At 69.5% G+C, this 15,909-nt stretch carries 17 protein-coding genes; 8 read left to right on the top strand and 9 right to left on the bottom strand.

The genetic code is table 11. The annotated features are described in order from the left end of the window. Positions 1–218 precede the first annotated feature (218 nt). The 5 genes from VNO22_16195 (at position 219) to nth (ending at position 5,182) form a co-directional block, all read left to right on the top strand. On the top strand, positions 219–1,991 hold the full coding sequence (locus VNO22_16195; GenBank protein HXG62912.1) for a phosphoenolpyruvate carboxykinase (GTP): 1,773 nt from the start codon (positions 219–221) through the stop codon (positions 1,989–1,991). Continuing rightward, positions 1,988–2,455: a crossover junction endodeoxyribonuclease RuvC gene (ruvC, locus tag VNO22_16190; GenBank protein HXG62911.1), complete on the top strand. Its 468-nt coding sequence runs from the start codon at positions 1,988–1,990 to the stop codon at positions 2,453–2,455. Before VNO22_16195 ends, ruvC begins: the two co-directional genes overlap by 4 nt. Beyond that, a complete protein-coding gene (locus VNO22_16185) occupies positions 2,452–3,540 on the top strand; it encodes a hypothetical protein (protein ID HXG62910.1) in 1,089 nt (362 codons plus the stop codon). The genes ruvC and VNO22_16185 overlap by 4 nt, the downstream gene beginning before the upstream one ends. A gap of 95 nt (positions 3,541–3,635) precedes the next feature. Continuing rightward, entirely contained in the window at positions 3,636–4,526 is an 891-nt protein-coding gene (locus tag VNO22_16180) for a phosphoribosylaminoimidazolesuccinocarboxamide synthase (GenBank protein ID HXG62909.1), read from the top strand. Then, positions 4,523–5,182, top strand: a complete 660-nt coding sequence (gene nth, locus VNO22_16175; protein ID HXG62908.1) for an endonuclease III — start codon at positions 4,523–4,525, stop codon at positions 5,180–5,182. The genes VNO22_16180 and nth overlap by 4 nt, the downstream gene beginning before the upstream one ends. Here the strand turns inward: nth and VNO22_16170 are convergent. After that, positions 5,157–5,933, bottom strand: coding sequence for a site-specific DNA-methyltransferase (locus VNO22_16170; protein HXG62907.1), 777 nt, complete (start codon positions 5,931–5,933; stop codon positions 5,157–5,159). The genes nth and VNO22_16170 overlap by 26 nt on opposite strands. Continuing rightward, entirely contained in the window at positions 5,933–6,544 is a 612-nt protein-coding gene (locus VNO22_16165) for a PH domain-containing protein (GenBank protein ID HXG62906.1), read from the bottom strand. Before VNO22_16165 ends, VNO22_16170 begins: the two co-directional genes overlap by 1 nt. Positions 6,545–6,643: 99 nt before the next feature. Between VNO22_16165 and VNO22_16160 the strand changes: the two genes are divergently transcribed. Continuing rightward, positions 6,644–7,612, top strand: a complete 969-nt coding sequence (locus tag VNO22_16160; protein ID HXG62905.1) for a diacylglycerol kinase family protein — start codon at positions 6,644–6,646, stop codon at positions 7,610–7,612. On the opposite strand, the gene VNO22_16155 is transcribed toward VNO22_16160, so the two are convergent. The 5 genes from VNO22_16155 to VNO22_16135 all read right to left on the bottom strand — a co-directional run bounded on the left by VNO22_16155 (position 7,566) and on the right by VNO22_16135 (position 12,448). Next, complete coding sequence (locus tag VNO22_16155; protein ID HXG62904.1) at positions 7,566–8,936, bottom strand: sigma-54 dependent transcriptional regulator; 1,371 nt, start codon at positions 8,934–8,936, stop codon at positions 7,566–7,568. The two genes, VNO22_16160 and VNO22_16155, sit on opposite strands and share 47 nt — an antisense overlap. Beyond that, positions 8,929–10,113, bottom strand: a complete 1,185-nt coding sequence (locus VNO22_16150) for an ATP-binding protein (GenBank protein HXG62903.1) — start codon at positions 10,111–10,113, stop codon at positions 8,929–8,931. The genes VNO22_16155 and VNO22_16150 overlap by 8 nt, the downstream gene beginning before the upstream one ends. 64 nt (positions 10,114–10,177) lie before the next feature. Beyond that, a complete protein-coding gene (locus tag VNO22_16145) occupies positions 10,178–10,876 on the bottom strand; it encodes a HEAT repeat domain-containing protein (protein HXG62902.1) in 699 nt (232 codons plus the stop codon). A 10-nt stretch (positions 10,877–10,886) separates the two neighbouring features. Then, positions 10,887–11,624 (bottom strand): HEAT repeat domain-containing protein, encoded by a 738-nt coding sequence (locus VNO22_16140; GenBank protein ID HXG62901.1) that lies wholly within the window; start codon positions 11,622–11,624, stop codon positions 10,887–10,889. After that, on the bottom strand, positions 11,603–12,448 hold the full coding sequence (locus tag VNO22_16135) for a hypothetical protein (protein ID HXG62900.1): 846 nt from the start codon (positions 12,446–12,448) through the stop codon (positions 11,603–11,605). Before VNO22_16135 ends, VNO22_16140 begins: the two co-directional genes overlap by 22 nt. Positions 12,449–12,623: 175 nt before the next feature. Here VNO22_16135 and VNO22_16130 point away from each other — a divergent pair, with 175 nt between their 5' ends. Both VNO22_16130 and VNO22_16125 read left to right on the top strand, forming a co-directional pair. After that, positions 12,624–13,259, top strand: coding sequence for an RsmE family RNA methyltransferase (locus VNO22_16130; protein ID HXG62899.1), 636 nt, complete (start codon positions 12,624–12,626; stop codon positions 13,257–13,259). 19 nt (positions 13,260–13,278) lie between these two features. Then, complete coding sequence (locus tag VNO22_16125) at positions 13,279–14,163, top strand: phosphatase PAP2 family protein (protein ID HXG62898.1); 885 nt, start codon at positions 13,279–13,281, stop codon at positions 14,161–14,163. Here VNO22_16125 and VNO22_16120 read toward each other — a convergent pair whose 3' ends face one another. Both VNO22_16120 and VNO22_16115 read right to left on the bottom strand, forming a co-directional pair. After that, positions 14,164–15,459: a hypothetical protein gene (locus VNO22_16120; protein ID HXG62897.1), complete on the bottom strand. Its 1,296-nt coding sequence runs from the start codon at positions 15,457–15,459 to the stop codon at positions 14,164–14,166. It lies immediately after the preceding gene. Further along, on the bottom strand, positions 15,456–15,701 hold the full coding sequence (locus VNO22_16115) for an FmdB family zinc ribbon protein (GenBank protein HXG62896.1): 246 nt from the start codon (positions 15,699–15,701) through the stop codon (positions 15,456–15,458). Before VNO22_16115 ends, VNO22_16120 begins: the two co-directional genes overlap by 4 nt. Between the last annotated feature and the right edge of the window lie 208 nt (positions 15,702–15,909).

The raw sequence follows: 15,909 nt of genomic DNA, 5'->3' as shown, positions 1-15,909 counted from the left end.
GGGTCCCGCCCGCGGCGGCCGTCCCCGCCCCGGCGCCCACCGCCCCCGCGGCCGAACGCTGGACGCGCCGCCTGGCCGCCTGGGGGCTCCTGGGTCTTCGCTTCGGAGCGGGCCGGCTGGGGGCGGACGCCCGCCACTTTTGCACGATGTTCGTCACCGCGCGCGCCGGAGGGTGAGCCGGCGTTGCCAGCGGGACGGCCCTTTGCTATAACCGCGACGTGCGCCTCCCCGACAATCCAGCGCTCTCCCGGTGGGTGGAGGAATGCGCCCGCGTGACCCGACCGGACCGCGTGGTCTGGTGCGACGGCGGCGAGGAGGAATACCGCGGCCTCGTGGACGAAATGGTCCGGACCGGGACGCTCATCCCGCTCAACCCGGACGCGTATCCCGGCTGCTACCTCCACCGCAGCCACCCTTCGGACGTGGCCCGCTCCGAGCAGCTCACCTTCATCTGCACGGAGTCCGCCGAAGACGCCGGTCCGACCAACAACTGGATGTCCCCGGCCGAGGCGGAGTCCCGCGTGGGACCTCTGTTCCGCGACTGCATGCGCGGGCGCACCCTCTACGTGGTCCCCTACCTCATGGGCCCCGTGGGGTCCCCCTACGCGAAGGTCGGGATCGAGATCACCGACAGCCCCTACGTGGCCGCCAGCCTTCGCATCATGACCCGCATGGGTCGCGTGGCCCTCGAGGCGCTGGGGACCTCCGACGATTTCGCGCGGGGCCTTCACTCGCTGGGAGACCTGAGTCCCGACCGTCGCTACATCCTCCACTTCCCGGAGCGGCGCCTCGTCTGGAGCATCGGATCGGGCTACGGCGGAAACGCCCTGCTCCCGAAGAAATGCTTCGCGCTGCGGCTGGCCTCCTGGATGGCCCGCCACGAAGGCTGGATGGCGGAGCATATGCTGATTCTCGGACTCGAGGACCCCGCCGGCGAAGTCACGTACCTCGTGGCCGCGTTCCCGAGCGCCTGCGGCAAAACCAACCTTGCGATGCTCGTTCCGCCCGCTTCGCAGCCCGGCTGGAAGGTCTGGACCGTTGGGGACGACATCGCCTGGATGCATTTCGGCCGGGACGGGCGACTGTACGCGATCAACCCGGAGAACGGCTTCTTCGCCGTCGCCCCCGGCACGAACACCCGCACCAACCCGCGCATGATGGCCACCATCCGGCGCAATACGATCTTCACGAACGTCGCGCTCAAGGAGGACGGCACTCCCTGGTGGGAGGGGATGGACGGTCCCGTCCCGGAACGCTGCTGGGACTGGCAGGGCCGGCCGTGGACGCCCGCCTCGGGAACTCCGGCGGCCCATCCGAACTCCCGGTTCACCGCTCCCGCCTCGCAGTGCCCCGGCCTTTCGCCCCGCTTCGACGACCCGAACGGCGTTCCGGTGTCCGCGATCCTCTTCGGCGGGCGGCGCGCGCGGGTGGCGCCGCTCGTCCTCGAATCCTTCGACTGGCGCCACGGCGTTTTTCTCGGCGCCTCGATGGGATCGGAGACGACCGCCGCCGCCACCGGCCAGGTCGGGGTCGTCCGGCGCGACCCCATGGCGATGCTTCCCTTCTGCGGCTACAACATGGCCGATTATTTCCGCCACTGGCTGCGCATGGGGACCCGGAGCGACGAAGCGCCTCCCATCTTCCAGGTCAACTGGTTCCGCACCGACGAGACCGGCCGGTTCCTCTGGCCCGGCTTCGGGGAAAACCTCCGGGTTCTGCGCTGGATCCTCGGCCGCAGCCGCGGCGAAGCCCCCGCCGTGCGCACCCCCATCGGATACGTCCCGCCGGCCGACGGAATCGATCGGACGGGCCTGGATCTGCCCCCCGGAACGATGGAGCGCCTCCTGGCGGTCGACCGCGACGCCTGGCGCGCCGAACTCGAGGATCAGGAGCGCTTTTTCCGCCGCTTCGGCGCGCGCCTGCCCCGCGAAATGTTGGACGAGCACGAGCGCCTGCGCCGCCGGCTCGAGGCGCCGGAGGAAGCCGCATGACCCCGCGCATCGTCGCCGTCGATCCCGGCACGCGGCGCATCGGGTACGCCGTCTTCCGCCTCGGTCCGCACGACCCGGACCTGGCCGAGTGCGGCGCCGTTTTCGTCCGCGGGAAAGATCTGCCCGAACGGCTTCTTCACATCCACCGGGGCATCGACCGCCTGTTCCGCCGGCTTCGTCCCCGCGACGTCGTCATCGAGCGGCCGTTCGTGGGCCGGAGCGTCCGCGACGGGATGACGCTCAACGCCGCCCGCGCCGTCTGCATGCTCGCCGCCGCCGCGGCGCGCGCGCGCGTCTACGAATACGCCCCGGCCCAGGTCAAGCGCGCCGTCACGGGAAACGGCCAGGCCCCCAAGGAGTTCGTCCAGCGGATGGTCCAGACAACCCTCGGCCTGCGCGAGGCGCCCGAGTTCGACGTGGCCGACGCCCTCGCCCTGGCCCTTTGCCATCTTTACCGCCTATGAGCTGCGAAAAACCGGGAATCCTCGTCGGACTCTCCAACATCGTCACCGCCGCCCGCGGCCGCGTCCCGCGCGGTCCGGACCCGGCTTCGGATCCGGGACTTCGGGACCGCCTGCGCACGCACGCGCGCCGGGCCCTCGAAGGACGCGAGGCGTACATCCACGACGCCGTCCTCTTCGGCCGGCGGCTGCGGCTTTTCACGAACTCGTTCCATCTGGCGGATTTCTGGAAGGAGAATTTCCACTCCGAAGCCGAGTGGCGCGCCCGCGTGGGACCGCCCCCGGAACGCGGCCGGACCGATCTTGCGGTCCACGCCATGATCGACATTCCCGAAGAGCCGGAAGGCTCCTACGTCTCCCCTTCGCTCGGCGAAGTCTATCTCTTCAACACCTCGTGGTACGGGGACCTCCGGGCGTCGGCGCTCGAGGCCCTCGACGCGAAGCTCGCCCCCGGGGCGCGGATCTTTCATGGCGCGGCGGCGATCCGCGGCGGCCGGGCGGCGGCCTTCCTGTATCCGCGCGAAGTGATCCATCCGACGCCCGTATGGAGTCTGCTCGAGGAGTATCCCGACGCGCGTCTTCTGGCCGAAGGCTGGTTCGCCGTGGACGACCGCGGATGGATCCACCCGATCGAAAAGGGGCTCTATCTGCGCACGACGCTCCTGGAACACTTCCCGCGCTACGCGGGCCGTGTCCTGTCCGCCCGGTTCGAGAACGTCCCGGATCCCGATCCCGAGGCCGCCCGCGCGAAGGCCCAGGCGGTCCAGGACGCGGCCCTGGCCGCCGAACCTCACGGGCCGCTGCGGGGGTTCCCGGTCGAGCGGGCGCGGGAAATCCTCCTTAGGCTCCTGGCGTCGTCCGACGCTCGGATGATGGTTTCCGCCGAGGCCTTCGTGGGAAAGGCGCGCCTCGCGCGCGACCCGGTCGCGCCCGCCGCGGTCTTCCTTCTGGAGGCCGGGGCCGGAGACCCCTTCCGGCCGGCGCGTCAGGAGCCTTTCGGCGCACCGACCTTCGCCGTCCGCGTCGGGGCGCTGCCCGCCGACCCCCGCGCCGCCGCGCGGCGGATCGCGGAACAGGTGTGGAAATGATCCGGCCTCCGCGGGCCTGAAGGAGTCCGCCGGATTCCTGGACACCCGGCCGGCCGGCGGATAGAGTACCCCCGAACCTGCCGAAGAGGGGCACCGTGACCGAAGGCGTCCTGCTCCAGTCGAACCTCCCCGGCCTTGCGCTCGTCTCCCGCGGCAAGGTGCGGGACATGTACGACCTTGGGGACAAGCTCCTCATCGTCACCACCGACCGCATCAGCGCCTTCGACGTCGTGATGGCCAACGGAATCCCCTTCAAGGGCAAGGTCCTCAACCGCCTTTCGGAGTTCTGGTTCCGGTTCCTCGGCGTTCCCCATCACATGATCACGTGCGAAGTGGACGAGATGCCCCCCGAGGTCCGCCCGTACGCCGACGTCCTGCGCGATCGAGCCATGCTCGTGCGCAAGGCCCAGCCCTTTCCCGTCGAATGCGTCGCCCGCGGATACCTCATCGGCAGCGGCTGGAAGGACTACCTCGAAACCGGCGCCGTCTGCGGCATCCCGCTGCCTCCCGGCCTCCAGCAGGCCCAGAAGCTCGACCGGCCTCTCTTCACCCCCGCCACGAAGGCCGCCTCCGGCCACGACGAGAACATCGATTTCGAGCGCGTCGTCGCCGCCGTCGGGCGCGCGACCGCCGAGCGCCTCCGGGAGCTCACGCTCTCCCTCTACACCAAAGCCGCCGATTACGCCGAAACGAAGGGGCTTATTCTCGCGGACACGAAGTTCGAGTTCGGGCTCGTGGACGGCCGGATCACCCTCATCGACGAGGCGCTCACGCCGGACTCTTCCCGCTACTGGCCCAAGGCCGAGTATCGGGTGGGAATTTCCCCTCCGTCCTTCGACAAACAGTTCGTGCGGGACTATCTCGAATCGATTCGCTTCAACAAGAAACCGCCCGGGCCCACGCTTCCTCCGGACATCGTCGAGAAGACCAGCCTCAAGTACCTCGAGGCGTACCGCCTCCTGACGGGGCGCGAGCTTCGCCCATGACCGCCTCCCGAGCCCGCGTCGGGTGGATCCTCCGGACGCTGCGCGGGCGGTACCCGCTCACGATGCTCGGCGGCTGGAAAGAGAACGGGGTGGGGCCCTTCCGGCACCTCGTGGGCACGATCCTGTCGGCCCGGTCGCGGGACGAAACCACGGACCGGGTGACCGACGCGCTCTTCCGCCGCTATCCGACGCCCGCCGCCCTGGCGCGGGCGCGGACGTCCGCCCTCGAGCGGCTCCTCCGACCCATCGGCTTCTACCGCACCAAGGCGCGCTACGTCCGCGCGGCGGCCCGCCACGTCCTCCGGCGCGGCGGGGTTCCCGACACCCTGGAAGGGCTCCTCGAGATCCCCGGCGTGGGCCGCAAGGTCGCCAACTGCGTGCTCGTCTACGCCTTCGGCCGCGAGGCGATTCCCGTGGACACGCACGTCCACCGGATCGCCAACCGCCTGGGCTGGGTGCGCACCCGCGCGCCGGAACAGACCGAGCGGGCGCTCGCCGCCCTCGTTCCCCGAACGCTTTGGCCGATCCTCAACGAAGTCCTCGTGGCGCACGGCAAGGCGGTGTGCCGTCCGGTCGTCCCACGGTGCGGCCGGTGTCCCGTGCGCCGGGCGTGCGCGACGGGGCGCGTCCTTACGGTCGCTCCCGAAGACGCTTGAGCGCCAGACGCACCCAGTCCGGCTCGATCTCGAATCCCAGGAAGCGCCGCCCCAGGCGGCGGGCGACGACCGCCGTCGTTCCCGAGCCCACGAAGGGGTCCACGACGAGATCCCCCGGCCGGCTCGAGGCCTCGAGCACGCGGGCCACGAGCTTCTCGGGTTTCTGGTAGGGATGCGGCGTATTCTCCGGCATGGACCAGAAGGGGACGCAGAGGTCCGTCCAGATGTTCGACGGGCAGGTCCAGCGCCACCGGCCGTCGGGCTCCTGCGTCCAGTCCTTGGGCCGTCCGTTCTCGCGGTAGGGAGCGACGACGCGCTTCTTCCACTTGACCAGATTGAACGTGTAGCCGTCCCCTTTGGTGGCGAACCAGATGTCCTCCATGTTCTGCTTCCAGTTGCGCCGCGCGCCCCGGCCCTTGTCGCGCTTCCAGGTGATGCGGTTGCGGACCGTGAAGCGGCGTTCGAGGATCGCCTGGATCGGACCGGAAAGCCGCCAGTCGCAGCATACGTAGAGGGAGCCGCCCGGACGCAGAACGCGGGCGGCCTCCTCGATCCATAGGGCATGCCAGGAGGGATCGCGGTCGTACGGCGGATCGGCGAAAATGAGATCCGCCGGCGGCGAGCGCCGCAGGCCCTCGATCCCGTCGCCGCAGTAGATGCCCTCGGGAGCGGGGGCGGGCGGAAGCCCGGGCACGGGGGCGCGGCGGTCCTCGTCGGTCAGGAAAAGCGTCCGGTTCCGCGGCGCGGGCACTACAGCGACTCCAGGTGGAGGGACCGTTCGCGGCGCTTGCGGACCCAGCGGCGGATCTCCTCCTTGACCTCGATGGGATTCTCGACGCCCTCGAGCTCCAGGCGCGGCTCCGTCGCGTCGCTCGGGGCGATCACCGTGATCGTGCCCACGTTGAAGATGCGCTGCAGGAGGTTCTGCCGGACGGAGACGTCGTCCACCCGGATGAGTTCGATTTCGTTGAGCTGCCGGAAAAGGATGCCGACCTCCCGGAAAAGACGATGGGTCGTCAGGCGGTAGCGGACGGAGGCTTTGCGCAGAAGTCCGGTCCAGAGGAGCGCCAGAAGGGGAAGCCCGACCGCGCTCCCGCACACGAGGCGCGCGATGAGATTTCCCCGCATTTCCGCCGAGAGGACTCCCCACCAGACGTAGCCCACGGCCGCCGCCTCGAGAACCCAGAGGATCCACGCGTGGGCCTGGGCCTTGAGGGACGGGCGCGCCTTCCAGAGTTCCTCTTCCGGAGCGGTCTCCGGCGGCGGAGGGGCCGCGGGGGCGGCCTGCCCGAGCGCCGCGCCGCAGCGGTTGCAGAACGTGCTTCCGGGAGGCGGCGCCGCGCCGCATCGCGAACAGGTCATGTCCTGCCTATTATATCGGGCCCCGCCGGTCGAAGCAGCATTTCCGGCGGCGGCGCCTGCGCGTTGATCGGACGTTGCCTTTGTGGTCAAATCGGGCCCGTGCCGGATCCGATCCGAATCGTCGCCAATCCCTTTTCCGGAGGCGGCCGCGCCGGAAGGCTCGCCCGCCGGGTGGCCGACCGCCTCCGCCGCCGCGGAAGGGTCGTGGACCTGCACGAGACGCGCTTCGCCGGCGACGCGCGGCGCTGCGCCGCCGAGGCCCGCGGCTGCGCCGCGATCGGCTGCGGCGGGGGCGACGGGACGGTCAACGAGGTCGTCAACGGCCTTCCCGAGACCGGCGCGCCGCCCCTTTTCATGATCCCGGGCGGCACGGCCAACGTCCTGGCCAAGGAACTCCGGCTCCCGCGGTGCGCGGAGGGCGTGGCGCGCGTCGTGGCGGAAGGCCGCTCGGTCGCCTGGGACCTGGGCCGGGAATGCGGAAGCGGCCGCCGGTTTCTGCTGTTCGCCGGGGCGGGCTACGACGCCCACGTGGTCCACGCCTTCCACGCGGCGCGGCGCCGGCCGGCCGGCGTCGCCTCGGGCTCGTTCTGGAACATGGCCCGCTACGTCCTTTGGGGCCTCAAATCGATCCTCGGCTATCCGATCCCGCGCATCGCCGTCGCGCTCGACGGCGTCGCGCTCACCCGCGACGCCGCCTGGGTGCATGTCGCCAACGTGGCCTCCTACGGCGGGCCGCTCGTCTTCACCCCCCGCGCCCGGCCCGACGACGGCCGCTTCGAGGTTCTCGTCCAGCACGCCCGGCGGCATCGCGACATCCTGCGGCTCTTCTGGGCGGCCCTCGTAGCGCGCCTGTTCGGGCGCATGCCCCGCATGCGGGATGTGACCTTCCACGCGGCGCGGCGGGTGCGGCTGGAATCGGCCGACGGCCGCCCCGTGCCCGTCGAGGTGGACGGCGACCCCGGCGGGTTTCTGCCGGCCGAATTCGAGATCCTGCCCGGGGCGGTGCGGATCCTCGCGCCGGCTACAGGCCGTACTGCTCGATCTTCTTGCGGAGCGTCATCCGGTTGATGCCCAGAAGCTCCGAGGCCTTCACCTGGTTGCCGCCGGTGATTTCGAGCGCCTTCCGGAGAACCGCCTTCTCCCAGCGCGCCTCGACCTGGCGGAAAAGCTCCCCGGGCGTGCCCTCCGCCATCAGGCGCTCGACGGCCTCCCGCACCCGCGCGTCGAGGTCCTTTTCCTCCGGCCCCCGCGCGGAAAGCACCGTCTCGGGCAGGTGCTCGGGCCGGATGGGCCCGCCGCGGGCGAGCACCACGCCGCGCTCGATCGCATTGCGGAGCTCGCGGACGTTCCCCGGCCACGAGTGACGCTCCAGGACGGCCATCGCCTCGCGCGTGATCCCGGCCCCGCCCGCCAGGTCCAGGAAGTGCGCCACGAGGGCCGGCAGGTCCTCCTTGCGCTCCCGCAGGGGCGGGATTTCGATCTTGACCACGTTGAGCCGGAAGTAGAGATCCTCGCGGAAGCGGCCCTCGCGGACGCGCTCCTCCAGGTTGCGGTTCGTGGCCGCCACGATCCGGACGTCCACGCGCACCCCCTCCGTGCCGCCCACCCGCTCGAACCGGCGCTCCTCGAGGAACCGCAGGAGCTTCGCCTGCGCGGACGCCGGAAGCTCCCCGACCTCGTCGAGAAAGACCGTGCCCCCGTCGGCCACCTCGAACTTCCCCGGCTTGCGCCGGACGGCCCCCGTGAAGGCGCCGCGCTCGTGGCCGTAAAGCTCGCTTTCGAGCAGCGTCTCCGGAATCGCCGCGCAGTTGATCGCCTCGAAGGGCCCGCCGGCGCGCGCGCTGTGGTAATGGACCGCCCGCGCCAGAAGCTCCTTGCCCGTCCCGCTCTCGCCGACGAAAAGGACGTTCGCCTCGCTCGGCGCCGCCGCGGCCACCTTCTTGAAGACCTCCTGCATGAGCGCGCTCGTGCCGATGATCTCCCCCGCGCCCGTTCGGGCGCCCCGCCGGCGCTCCACGTCCGGATCGAGCGCCGGACCCCGCACCGCCGCTTCGACGATCGCCCGCGCGCGCTCGAGGTCCACCGGCTTGGCCAGGTACTCGACCGCCCCCAGCTTCATCGCCCGCATCGCCGCGTCGAGCGAGCCGTGCGCCGTGATCACCACGAACTTCGCCCCCGGGCAGGCCCGCCGCGCCTCCTCCAGGGCGTCCAGGCCGCTCATCCCCGGCAGCTTCACGTCCAGGAAGACCACGTCCGGCCGCTCCTGGCGCACCAGCTCCAGCCCCCGCTCCGCCGTGGGCGCCGCCAGAAAGGCGTGGCCCATCCCCTCGACCAGGCGCCGGAAGGCCCAGACGATGGATTCCTCGTCGTCGACGACCAGAATCTTAGGCATGGGGCAGCTCGATCCAGAAGGTGGTCCCGCGAGGGGCCGCTTCGAAGCCGATCCGCCCCCCGTGATCCTCGACGATGCGGCGCGTCAGGGCCAGGCCCAGCCCCACGCCGTCCTGCTTGGTCGTCACAAAGGGTTCGAAGATGCGGTCGCGCACGTCCGGGGGCACTCCGCCGCCCTCGTCGGTGACCTCGAGCCGCACGCGGCCGTCCCGGGTCCCGAGCGCGACCGCGAGCGTTCCCCCCTCCGGCATCGCCTGCGCTCCGTTGAGAAGCAGGTTCATCACGCACCGCTTGAACCGCGCCGCATCCACCGGAACGGGCGGCACGGGTTCATAGCGCCTCTCGACCCGGATTCCCAGGTGCTCCAGCCGCCGCCGCATGAGCTCCAGAACCTCGTCCACCACGGCTTCGAGCCGCGCGGGCTCTTTGCGCAGCGGCTGCGACGTCCCCGTCAGCTCCGCCGCCGTCAGCTCCAGACGCTCGATCTCCCGGAGAAGAAGGTCGTACGGCTCCACGTCCCGGGCTTCCTTCCGGAGCATCTGGACGGTCATCTTCATCGACGAGAGGGGATTCCGGATCTCGTGGGCGACTCCGGCGGCCATCCGGCCCATGACGGCCCATTGCTCGGACCGGCGCACCTCCGAGAGCATCCGGTTCATCGCTTCGACGAGACGATCCAGCTCCGGCCCGCCGCCGACGGGCCGTACGTCCCGCACGGGCAGAGCCTGCGCCTGCGCCGCGAGGCGCTCCAGCGGCCGCGCCACCATCTGGGCGGTGATCACTCCCAGCGCGACGACGAGCCCCAGCCCCGCGGCCCCCAGGAAGAGAAACGGCTTGACCGCCTCCCGCTTCTCCGCCGAGACGACCTCGGGGCTGTAGGCCATCACGAGTTCCCGATCGGGCCCGAGGGGAGCGCGGAAGACGCCCGGCCCGCCGGCCCCCTCCCCCCGGGGAACCACGCGCACCGAACGCGCTCCGTAGGCCCGTTCGAGAAACCCGAGTTTGCCCCGGTAGAAGTCCGGATTCTCCTCGAGCAGCCGCGCCAGATACCCCGTTTGCGCCGCGAGGCGGCGCTCCACGGCGTGGGCGACCAGGAGCGTCGAGGCGACCAGCGTGGCCGCAAAGACCGCCGCAAAAAGAAGAAGAAAGGAAATCAGGATCCGGCGCCGGAGGCCCATGACGGGCTACTATAGGGCATCCGCGGGGCGTTCTCAACGTCCGCCCGCCGCGCCGGAGGCGGGACTACTTCTTCTTGTCCTCCTTCGGGGTGTCCTTTTCCTCCGGATCCACCTTGAAGGTCGCCTTGTTGCGGCCCCACCAGATTTCCCACTCTTTGGAGGTCGTCCACCTCTCCTTGGTGATCGCCTGGAGCGCCTTGATGCACACGCCGACGATCTCCTTGGCCTGATCACGATTGTCCTTGTCCACCTTCGCGTCCGACGCCATCACCTTTTCGCACTTCTTCATCCGTTCGATGATGGGCTCGACGGACGCGGCGTCGCGCATGGTGCCGACGGCCGCCAGCGCGGCCTTGGCGATCTTGGGATCCCGATCGTCGAAGTGATCGCGAAGAAGCGGAATCGCCTCCGGATCGTCGAGATTGCCGAGCGCCTCGAAGATCGCCGCCACGACGTCGGGCTCCTTGGAGTTGGGCCCGATGGCCGCGCGGAGGAGAGCCCCCGCCAGCCGCTTGTGTTCCGAGAACCCTCCCAGGCCCTTGGCCGCCGCCTGGCGCACGAGGGATACGTCGCTCGTCAGAAGCATCGCGAGCTGCTTGAGCACCTTCTCGTGCTGCACGCGGGCCAGTTCCGACACCGCCGCCGCCCGCGCCGGCGCGGAGGGGTTCCGGTAATTGGCCTTGAACCGATGAAGCGCCTCGTCGGCTTCCTTTTCGTTCCCGGCGGCCAGCGCCGCCGCCAGCAGCAAGACGTGGGCGATCATGTCGCGCCTCCTACTCCGGTTCCTTGAACGTCGACTTGTTCTTGCGCCACCAGCCGAGCCAGTCGGCGGCGGTCTCGAACTTCTGCCCCGTGATGCTGGAAAGGGCCGAAAGCACCGCCGGGGTCAGTTCGCGTTTGCGCTTTTGCTGCTCTTCCTGCATGCCCCCCAGGCCCCCTCCTCCCGCCAGGCCGCCCAGGCCTCCGCCCGTGCCCGGCTGCGACTCGCGGATCCCTTCGAGCTCCCGCAGGAGCCCGATGAGGGGATCCACCGCCTCGCGGCTGCGCAGCTTTCCGCAGGAATCGACCGCCTCGCGCGCCACCTCCACTTCCCGATGCTTGAAATACCCCGTGAGCTTCGCGGTCGCCGGCTTGTAGCCCACGTCGCCGGCGTACCGCAGACACCGCACGATCGCGTCCTTGTCCTTGCGCGACCCTGCGGCGTTCAAAAGGGCGTCGGCGGCTTCCTTGTCCTTCTTGTACCTGGAAATCTTCTCGGCCGCCGCGATGGCCACCTCCGTCGAAGGCTTGGACAGCCACGTCTTGAGCTCCGCCAGCAGGCGCGGATGCTGCGGCTCCTCCAGCATCCCGAGCGCCCGGGCGACGTCCTGATCCGTCTTGCAGTTCTTGAGCTCCTTGCGGAACTCCGCGATTTTCGCCTTGGCCTCTTCGTCCGCGTCCTTGCCGGGCTCCTGGACGGCCGGCGCGACCGCCAGGAGCATCGCCGCCGTCAGCGCCGGATGACCGAACATGGCTCCTCCTCCGACCGCTTCCCTGCCCCGCCCGGCGCGGAATCCCGGCTCACCCCCCCGAAGATCCCCTGGCGCCCGAAGGCGTCGCTCCGGACCCGGTCCCAGTGGACGGCCACCGGAGGAGGGGGGGCGGCGGGCGCCGGCGCGTGAACCTGCGGACCGGGCCGAACCGGGCGCGGGCAGACGGGAAGAATCCCCACCCCCGGAACAAGCACGGGCCTCAGGCCCCGCTCGCGTTCCAGCTCGATCCGCTCGCGCTCGACCGCCACCCAGGCCATCTCCACTTCCTTCCGCAGCCGCGCGATCCGTTCCTCCGACTGCCGCCGTTCGACCTCCATCCGATGGAGGCGCTCCTGCGCCAGAAGCATCTCGGCGGTTTCGCGCTTGAGCCACCGGCCGTCGATCTTGACGAAGCCGCGGGCCACCATCGCCTCCTCCGGCTCCATCCAGCGGCCTTCGATTTTCTCGTGCCCGAGAGCCTTCCGGGCTCCCTCGTGCTCCGGCTCCAGAGCGACGACCTTCCGGAAAAGCTCCTGGGCCCGGGAAGTCAAACCCCGCTCGCGCGCCCAGAGGGCCAGCTCGTAATACGCCTCCGTATCCGCGGCGGCGCGCAGGCGCCGCTCGAATTCCTGAAGGGGGTCTTCCGTCCGCCGGATCTCGCGGACGTCCGCCCGCCGGAAGGTCATCGTCCCCGCGTCGATCTCGACGACGACGCGGTCGGCCTCCTCGCGCACGACGCCCGAGAAGACGGCTCCGTTGCGGAGCACGACCTCGTCGGCGCGGGCCGCGGAAGCGGCCGCTCCGAGGAAGAAAAGGAGGCCCATCCGTCTCATCATGAGAATAACACCTCCGGGACGCCCCCCGATTCGGCCCGCTCCAAACGCAAATTCTAACTCGAGCGCCCCCTCCAATCCAAGAACGACGCGCCGGGCGAAAAGGATCCGAACCCCCCGCGGTTTCTTTACTTTCTTCGCCGGCCCCCCGTAGAATCCGGCGTCCATGCCCCGGTTCTTCGTCGAACGGATCGAGGATCCCGTGGTCCTCCCGCCCCGGGAGGCGCGCCACGCCGTCCGCGTTCTTCGCCTGGGCCCCGGGGATACGGTAACCGTCTTCGACGGCCGCGAGGCGTGGCGGGGGGAGATTGAGTCGGTCCACGGCCGGGTGACCGTCCGGCTTCGGGAGCGCCTGCCTCCGGTGAGACTTCCGGCCGTCACGGTGGCCTCCGCGGTGCCCAAAGGAAGCCGCCTGGACTGGATGATCGAGAAGCTCGCGGAGCTGGGCGTTTCGGAATTCGTGCCGGTGCGGTTCGCCCGGAGCGTGGCTTCGCTCGGGGAAGGGCGGCGGCGGCGCCTGGAGAAGATCGCGCTGGCCGCGGCCAAGCAGTCCGGCGCGCCGCTCCTGCGGGTGGCGCCCGAGCGCCCTCTCCAGGAGATCCCTTCCGATTGGTGGCTGGCCAGCCCCGGGGCGGAGGCGCCGCTTCCGGGCGGCCAGGGAGGAGCCGTCGTCGTGGGCCCGGAGGGGGGCTTGACGCCCGAGGAGCAAGCCCGGTTCGCCCGCCGGGGATCGCTCGGTCCGACGACGCTGCGCATCGAGACGGCGGCCGTGGTGGCGGCGGCCCGGCTCCGGGGCCCGTAGGGGGAGCCCCGCTTCGGACATGAAAAACCTGTACGCATTCGACCTGGTGATCCTGGGATACGCGGCCATCCTGACGGCCGTGGTCGTCGTCTTCCGCCCGCCGGGGGCGGCCCTCTATCTGGGCTACCATGCGCTGGTTCTCATTCTCATCGCGCTTCTCGTCTGGGCCCATCGGCGGTTCGGCGGACGCTTCTGGACCTTTTGCCGCTACTGGTACGTGGTTCTGATCGTCCTGGCCTCGTTCCGCGAGCTTCATTACCTCGTGCCCCAGGTCCATCCGTTCGACGACCATCGATACGACCGTTTCCTGGCGGACCTCGACCGCCGCTGGTTCGGCGACGTGGACGCTTTTTTTCTCTCGTTCCACCCCCTGGCCATGGATTTCCTCCATGCCTGTTACTGGTTCTACTTCCCGTCCATTCTCCTGCCGGGGGGGATTCTCTACGCGCGCGGGGAATGGGAAACGCTCCGCCGGTACGTCACGGTGATTCTCACCGGCTTTTACGTTTCGTACCTGGGTTACCTCCTCGTGCCCGCCATCGGACCCCACCACTTCTATCCTTCGAGGCCCCCGGTTCTGGACGGCTGGTTCCTGGGCCGGCGCGCGCACGCGGCCATCCTCGCCATGGAATGGCGGATGCCGGACGCGTTTCCCAGCGGGCACACGCTGATGTCGCTTCTGGTGCTGTGGTTCTCGTGGGGATCGCTGCGGAAGTTCTTCTGGGCGGCGCTGGTGCCGGCCTCCGGATGCGTGTTCGCCACCGTGGCGTTGCGGTACCACTACGTGGTCGACGTCCTGGCCTCGCTGGCGCTGCTGCCGCTCGTCCTCGCGGCAGGCCAGGCCCTCCACCGGGCATGGGAGCGCCGGGTTCCGGCGCGGGATCCGGCGCCCCGGCGGGGGTGATTACTTCTTCTCTTCCTGCGGCGGGGCGGAAGGCTTCTCGGGCGGGGCCGACGCCGGAGCGGCCGAGGAGGAGGGCGCCGGCTCCGGCGCAGTCCCCTTGGCCTCCTCCTCCTGCTCTTCGAAGACTTCGTTCATCTCGATCCCGTCCACCTTCTTGCGCAGGATGTAATAAATGATCGTCTGTTGGGAGATGAAGTAGCTCACCACGTATCCGAGGGCGAGTCCCAGCGTGATCGCCAGCCAGATCGTCACGAGCACGTGGGCCACGACGTGTCCGCTCTTGAGCGCGGGAGCGGACTCGTAATTCACCCCCACGATCTGATTGGCCAGAACCTGCAGGCGGCCGTACGGGCTCGGATCGGCCACGATCGACAGGGGATCCCACGCGTACGTCGCCGGACTCCGGTGCGCCTCCGAAAGAATGAGCTTCCAGGAGGCGTTCGAGATGTCCTCGAAGTCGGTATCGGACTTCAGCAGCCCGAACAGCTTGAAGCCTTCTTCGCCCGCCTCGAGGCCCAGATGGCACATGGCGATCGCGAAGAGAATGACGAAGGCGATCGAAACGTAGCCGTACGCGGCCCCCACGATCTGGTACCCCAGGTACTGCCAGGGGCGGGAGTAGACGTAGCTGAACCCGCGGCTGACGGCGTCGAAGGAATCGGTGCCCTCCGCGGCCACCGCCGGAGTGAACAGGGGCAGGCCGGCGAAGGTGCCGATCAGGATGAGCGTCATGATGAAGCCGGAAAGGATCGCCAGGGGCAGGAGCAACGCCACCAGAGGCGCCCCGATCCAGATGAAATCGAGAACCCGCCCGACCAGCCCGCCCACGTAGTTGCAGAACGCGAAGAAAAGAAATCCGATCGCGCAGATGAGGGGCGCCCAGAAGAAGGACCAGAACTTCTTGCGCGAGAATTCAAGCGCCTTGCGCGTCTCGATCCGCTCCCCGTCCTTGGCCACCTCGTAGGCGGCGATTCGCGCGATGGCGCCGCCGAAATAGGACCAGATGGCCACGAAGAGGAGCACGAACGCCACACTGTAGGCCAGAGCCACCAGCGGCTTGCCCTGGTAGATCACGTGCCAGGCCTCGCACTGCGTCCGCCACCAGTTGTGAAGCACGAGATCGCTCGGCGGCTGAACCGCGGGCGGGTTGAGCCAGTTCCCCAGCGCGATCGTCATTCCTCCGCACAGGACGATCGTGACGACGATCCCGCAGAGGGCCAGGAAGCACTTGCGAAGGTCCAGAGCGACCATGAAACCGTTGAAGAGGTCGCGCCAGTCCCCCTTGAGCTCTCTCATTTCTTGGGCTCCTTTCCCTCGTGACCGTCCTTCCGCGACGTTTCGCCGCCGCCCGTCGAACGCCCGTAGTCGGTCGTGTAGAACCCACTCCCCCGGAAGATCAGGCCCCCGCCCGTGCCCAAAAGCCGGCGCGCCCTCCGGCGCCCGCACCGGGGACATTCCTTGGGCCCGTCGTCTCGGATCGACTCAAAACGCTCGAACCGGTGACGGCACGCGGAGCAGGCATAATCGTAGGTAGGCATCTGCCGCCGGTTTCGGGCCGATTATAGGTTCTCCGGGGTCCTTGTCAACGCCCTTCGGGCTTACGGCCTGGGTGATTCAGATACATGGTTACCAGGGTGGGGGATCTCGAGGAGGTCGTCGAGGAGAACGGGAGGAAGGGAGAGCACTCCAGGATCATAGGTGTGGGGAGCGAGGGAGTCGAGAATTTCACGAGGAGAGAGATGACCT

The organism is Planctomycetota bacterium (assembly GCA_035574235.1).
Taxonomy (GTDB): domain Bacteria; phylum Planctomycetota; class MHYJ01; order MHYJ01; family JACPRB01; genus DATLZA01.
This window is presented reverse-complemented; position numbering and strand designations above follow the sequence as displayed.

What these genes read in the sequence shown, in the direction of transcription:
- ruvC (HXG62911.1), top strand. Translation starts at nt 1,988, where the DNA reads ATGACCCCGCGCATCGTCGCCGTCGATCCCGGCACGCGGCGCATCGGG.
- VNO22_16185 (HXG62910.1), top strand. Translation starts at nt 2,452, where the DNA reads ATGAGCTGCGAAAAACCGGGAATCCTCGTCGGACTCTCCAACATCGTC.
- nth (HXG62908.1), top strand. Translation starts at nt 4,523, where the DNA reads ATGACCGCCTCCCGAGCCCGCGTCGGGTGGATCCTCCGGACGCTGCGC.
- VNO22_16165 (HXG62906.1), bottom strand. Translation starts at nt 6,544, where the DNA reads ATGACCTGTTCGCGATGCGGCGCGGCGCCGCCTCCCGGAAGCACGTTC.
- VNO22_16155 (HXG62904.1), bottom strand. Translation starts at nt 8,936, where the DNA reads ATGCCTAAGATTCTGGTCGTCGACGACGAGGAATCCATCGTCTGGGCC.
- VNO22_16150 (HXG62903.1), bottom strand. Translation starts at nt 10,113, where the DNA reads ATGGGCCTCCGGCGCCGGATCCTGATTTCCTTTCTTCTTCTTTTTGCG.
- VNO22_16145 (HXG62902.1), bottom strand. Translation starts at nt 10,876, where the DNA reads ATGATCGCCCACGTCTTGCTGCTGGCGGCGGCGCTGGCCGCCGGGAAC.
- VNO22_16140 (HXG62901.1), bottom strand. Translation starts at nt 11,624, where the DNA reads ATGTTCGGTCATCCGGCGCTGACGGCGGCGATGCTCCTGGCGGTCGCG.
- VNO22_16135 (HXG62900.1), bottom strand. Translation starts at nt 12,448, where the DNA reads ATGGGCCTCCTTTTCTTCCTCGGAGCGGCCGCTTCCGCGGCCCGCGCC.
- VNO22_16130 (HXG62899.1), top strand. Translation starts at nt 12,624, where the DNA reads ATGCCCCGGTTCTTCGTCGAACGGATCGAGGATCCCGTGGTCCTCCCG.
- VNO22_16125 (HXG62898.1), top strand. Translation starts at nt 13,279, where the DNA reads ATGAAAAACCTGTACGCATTCGACCTGGTGATCCTGGGATACGCGGCC.
- VNO22_16120 (HXG62897.1), bottom strand. Translation starts at nt 15,459, where the DNA reads ATGAGAGAGCTCAAGGGGGACTGGCGCGACCTCTTCAACGGTTTCATG.
- VNO22_16115 (HXG62896.1), bottom strand. Translation starts at nt 15,701, where the DNA reads ATGCCTACCTACGATTATGCCTGCTCCGCGTGCCGTCACCGGTTCGAG.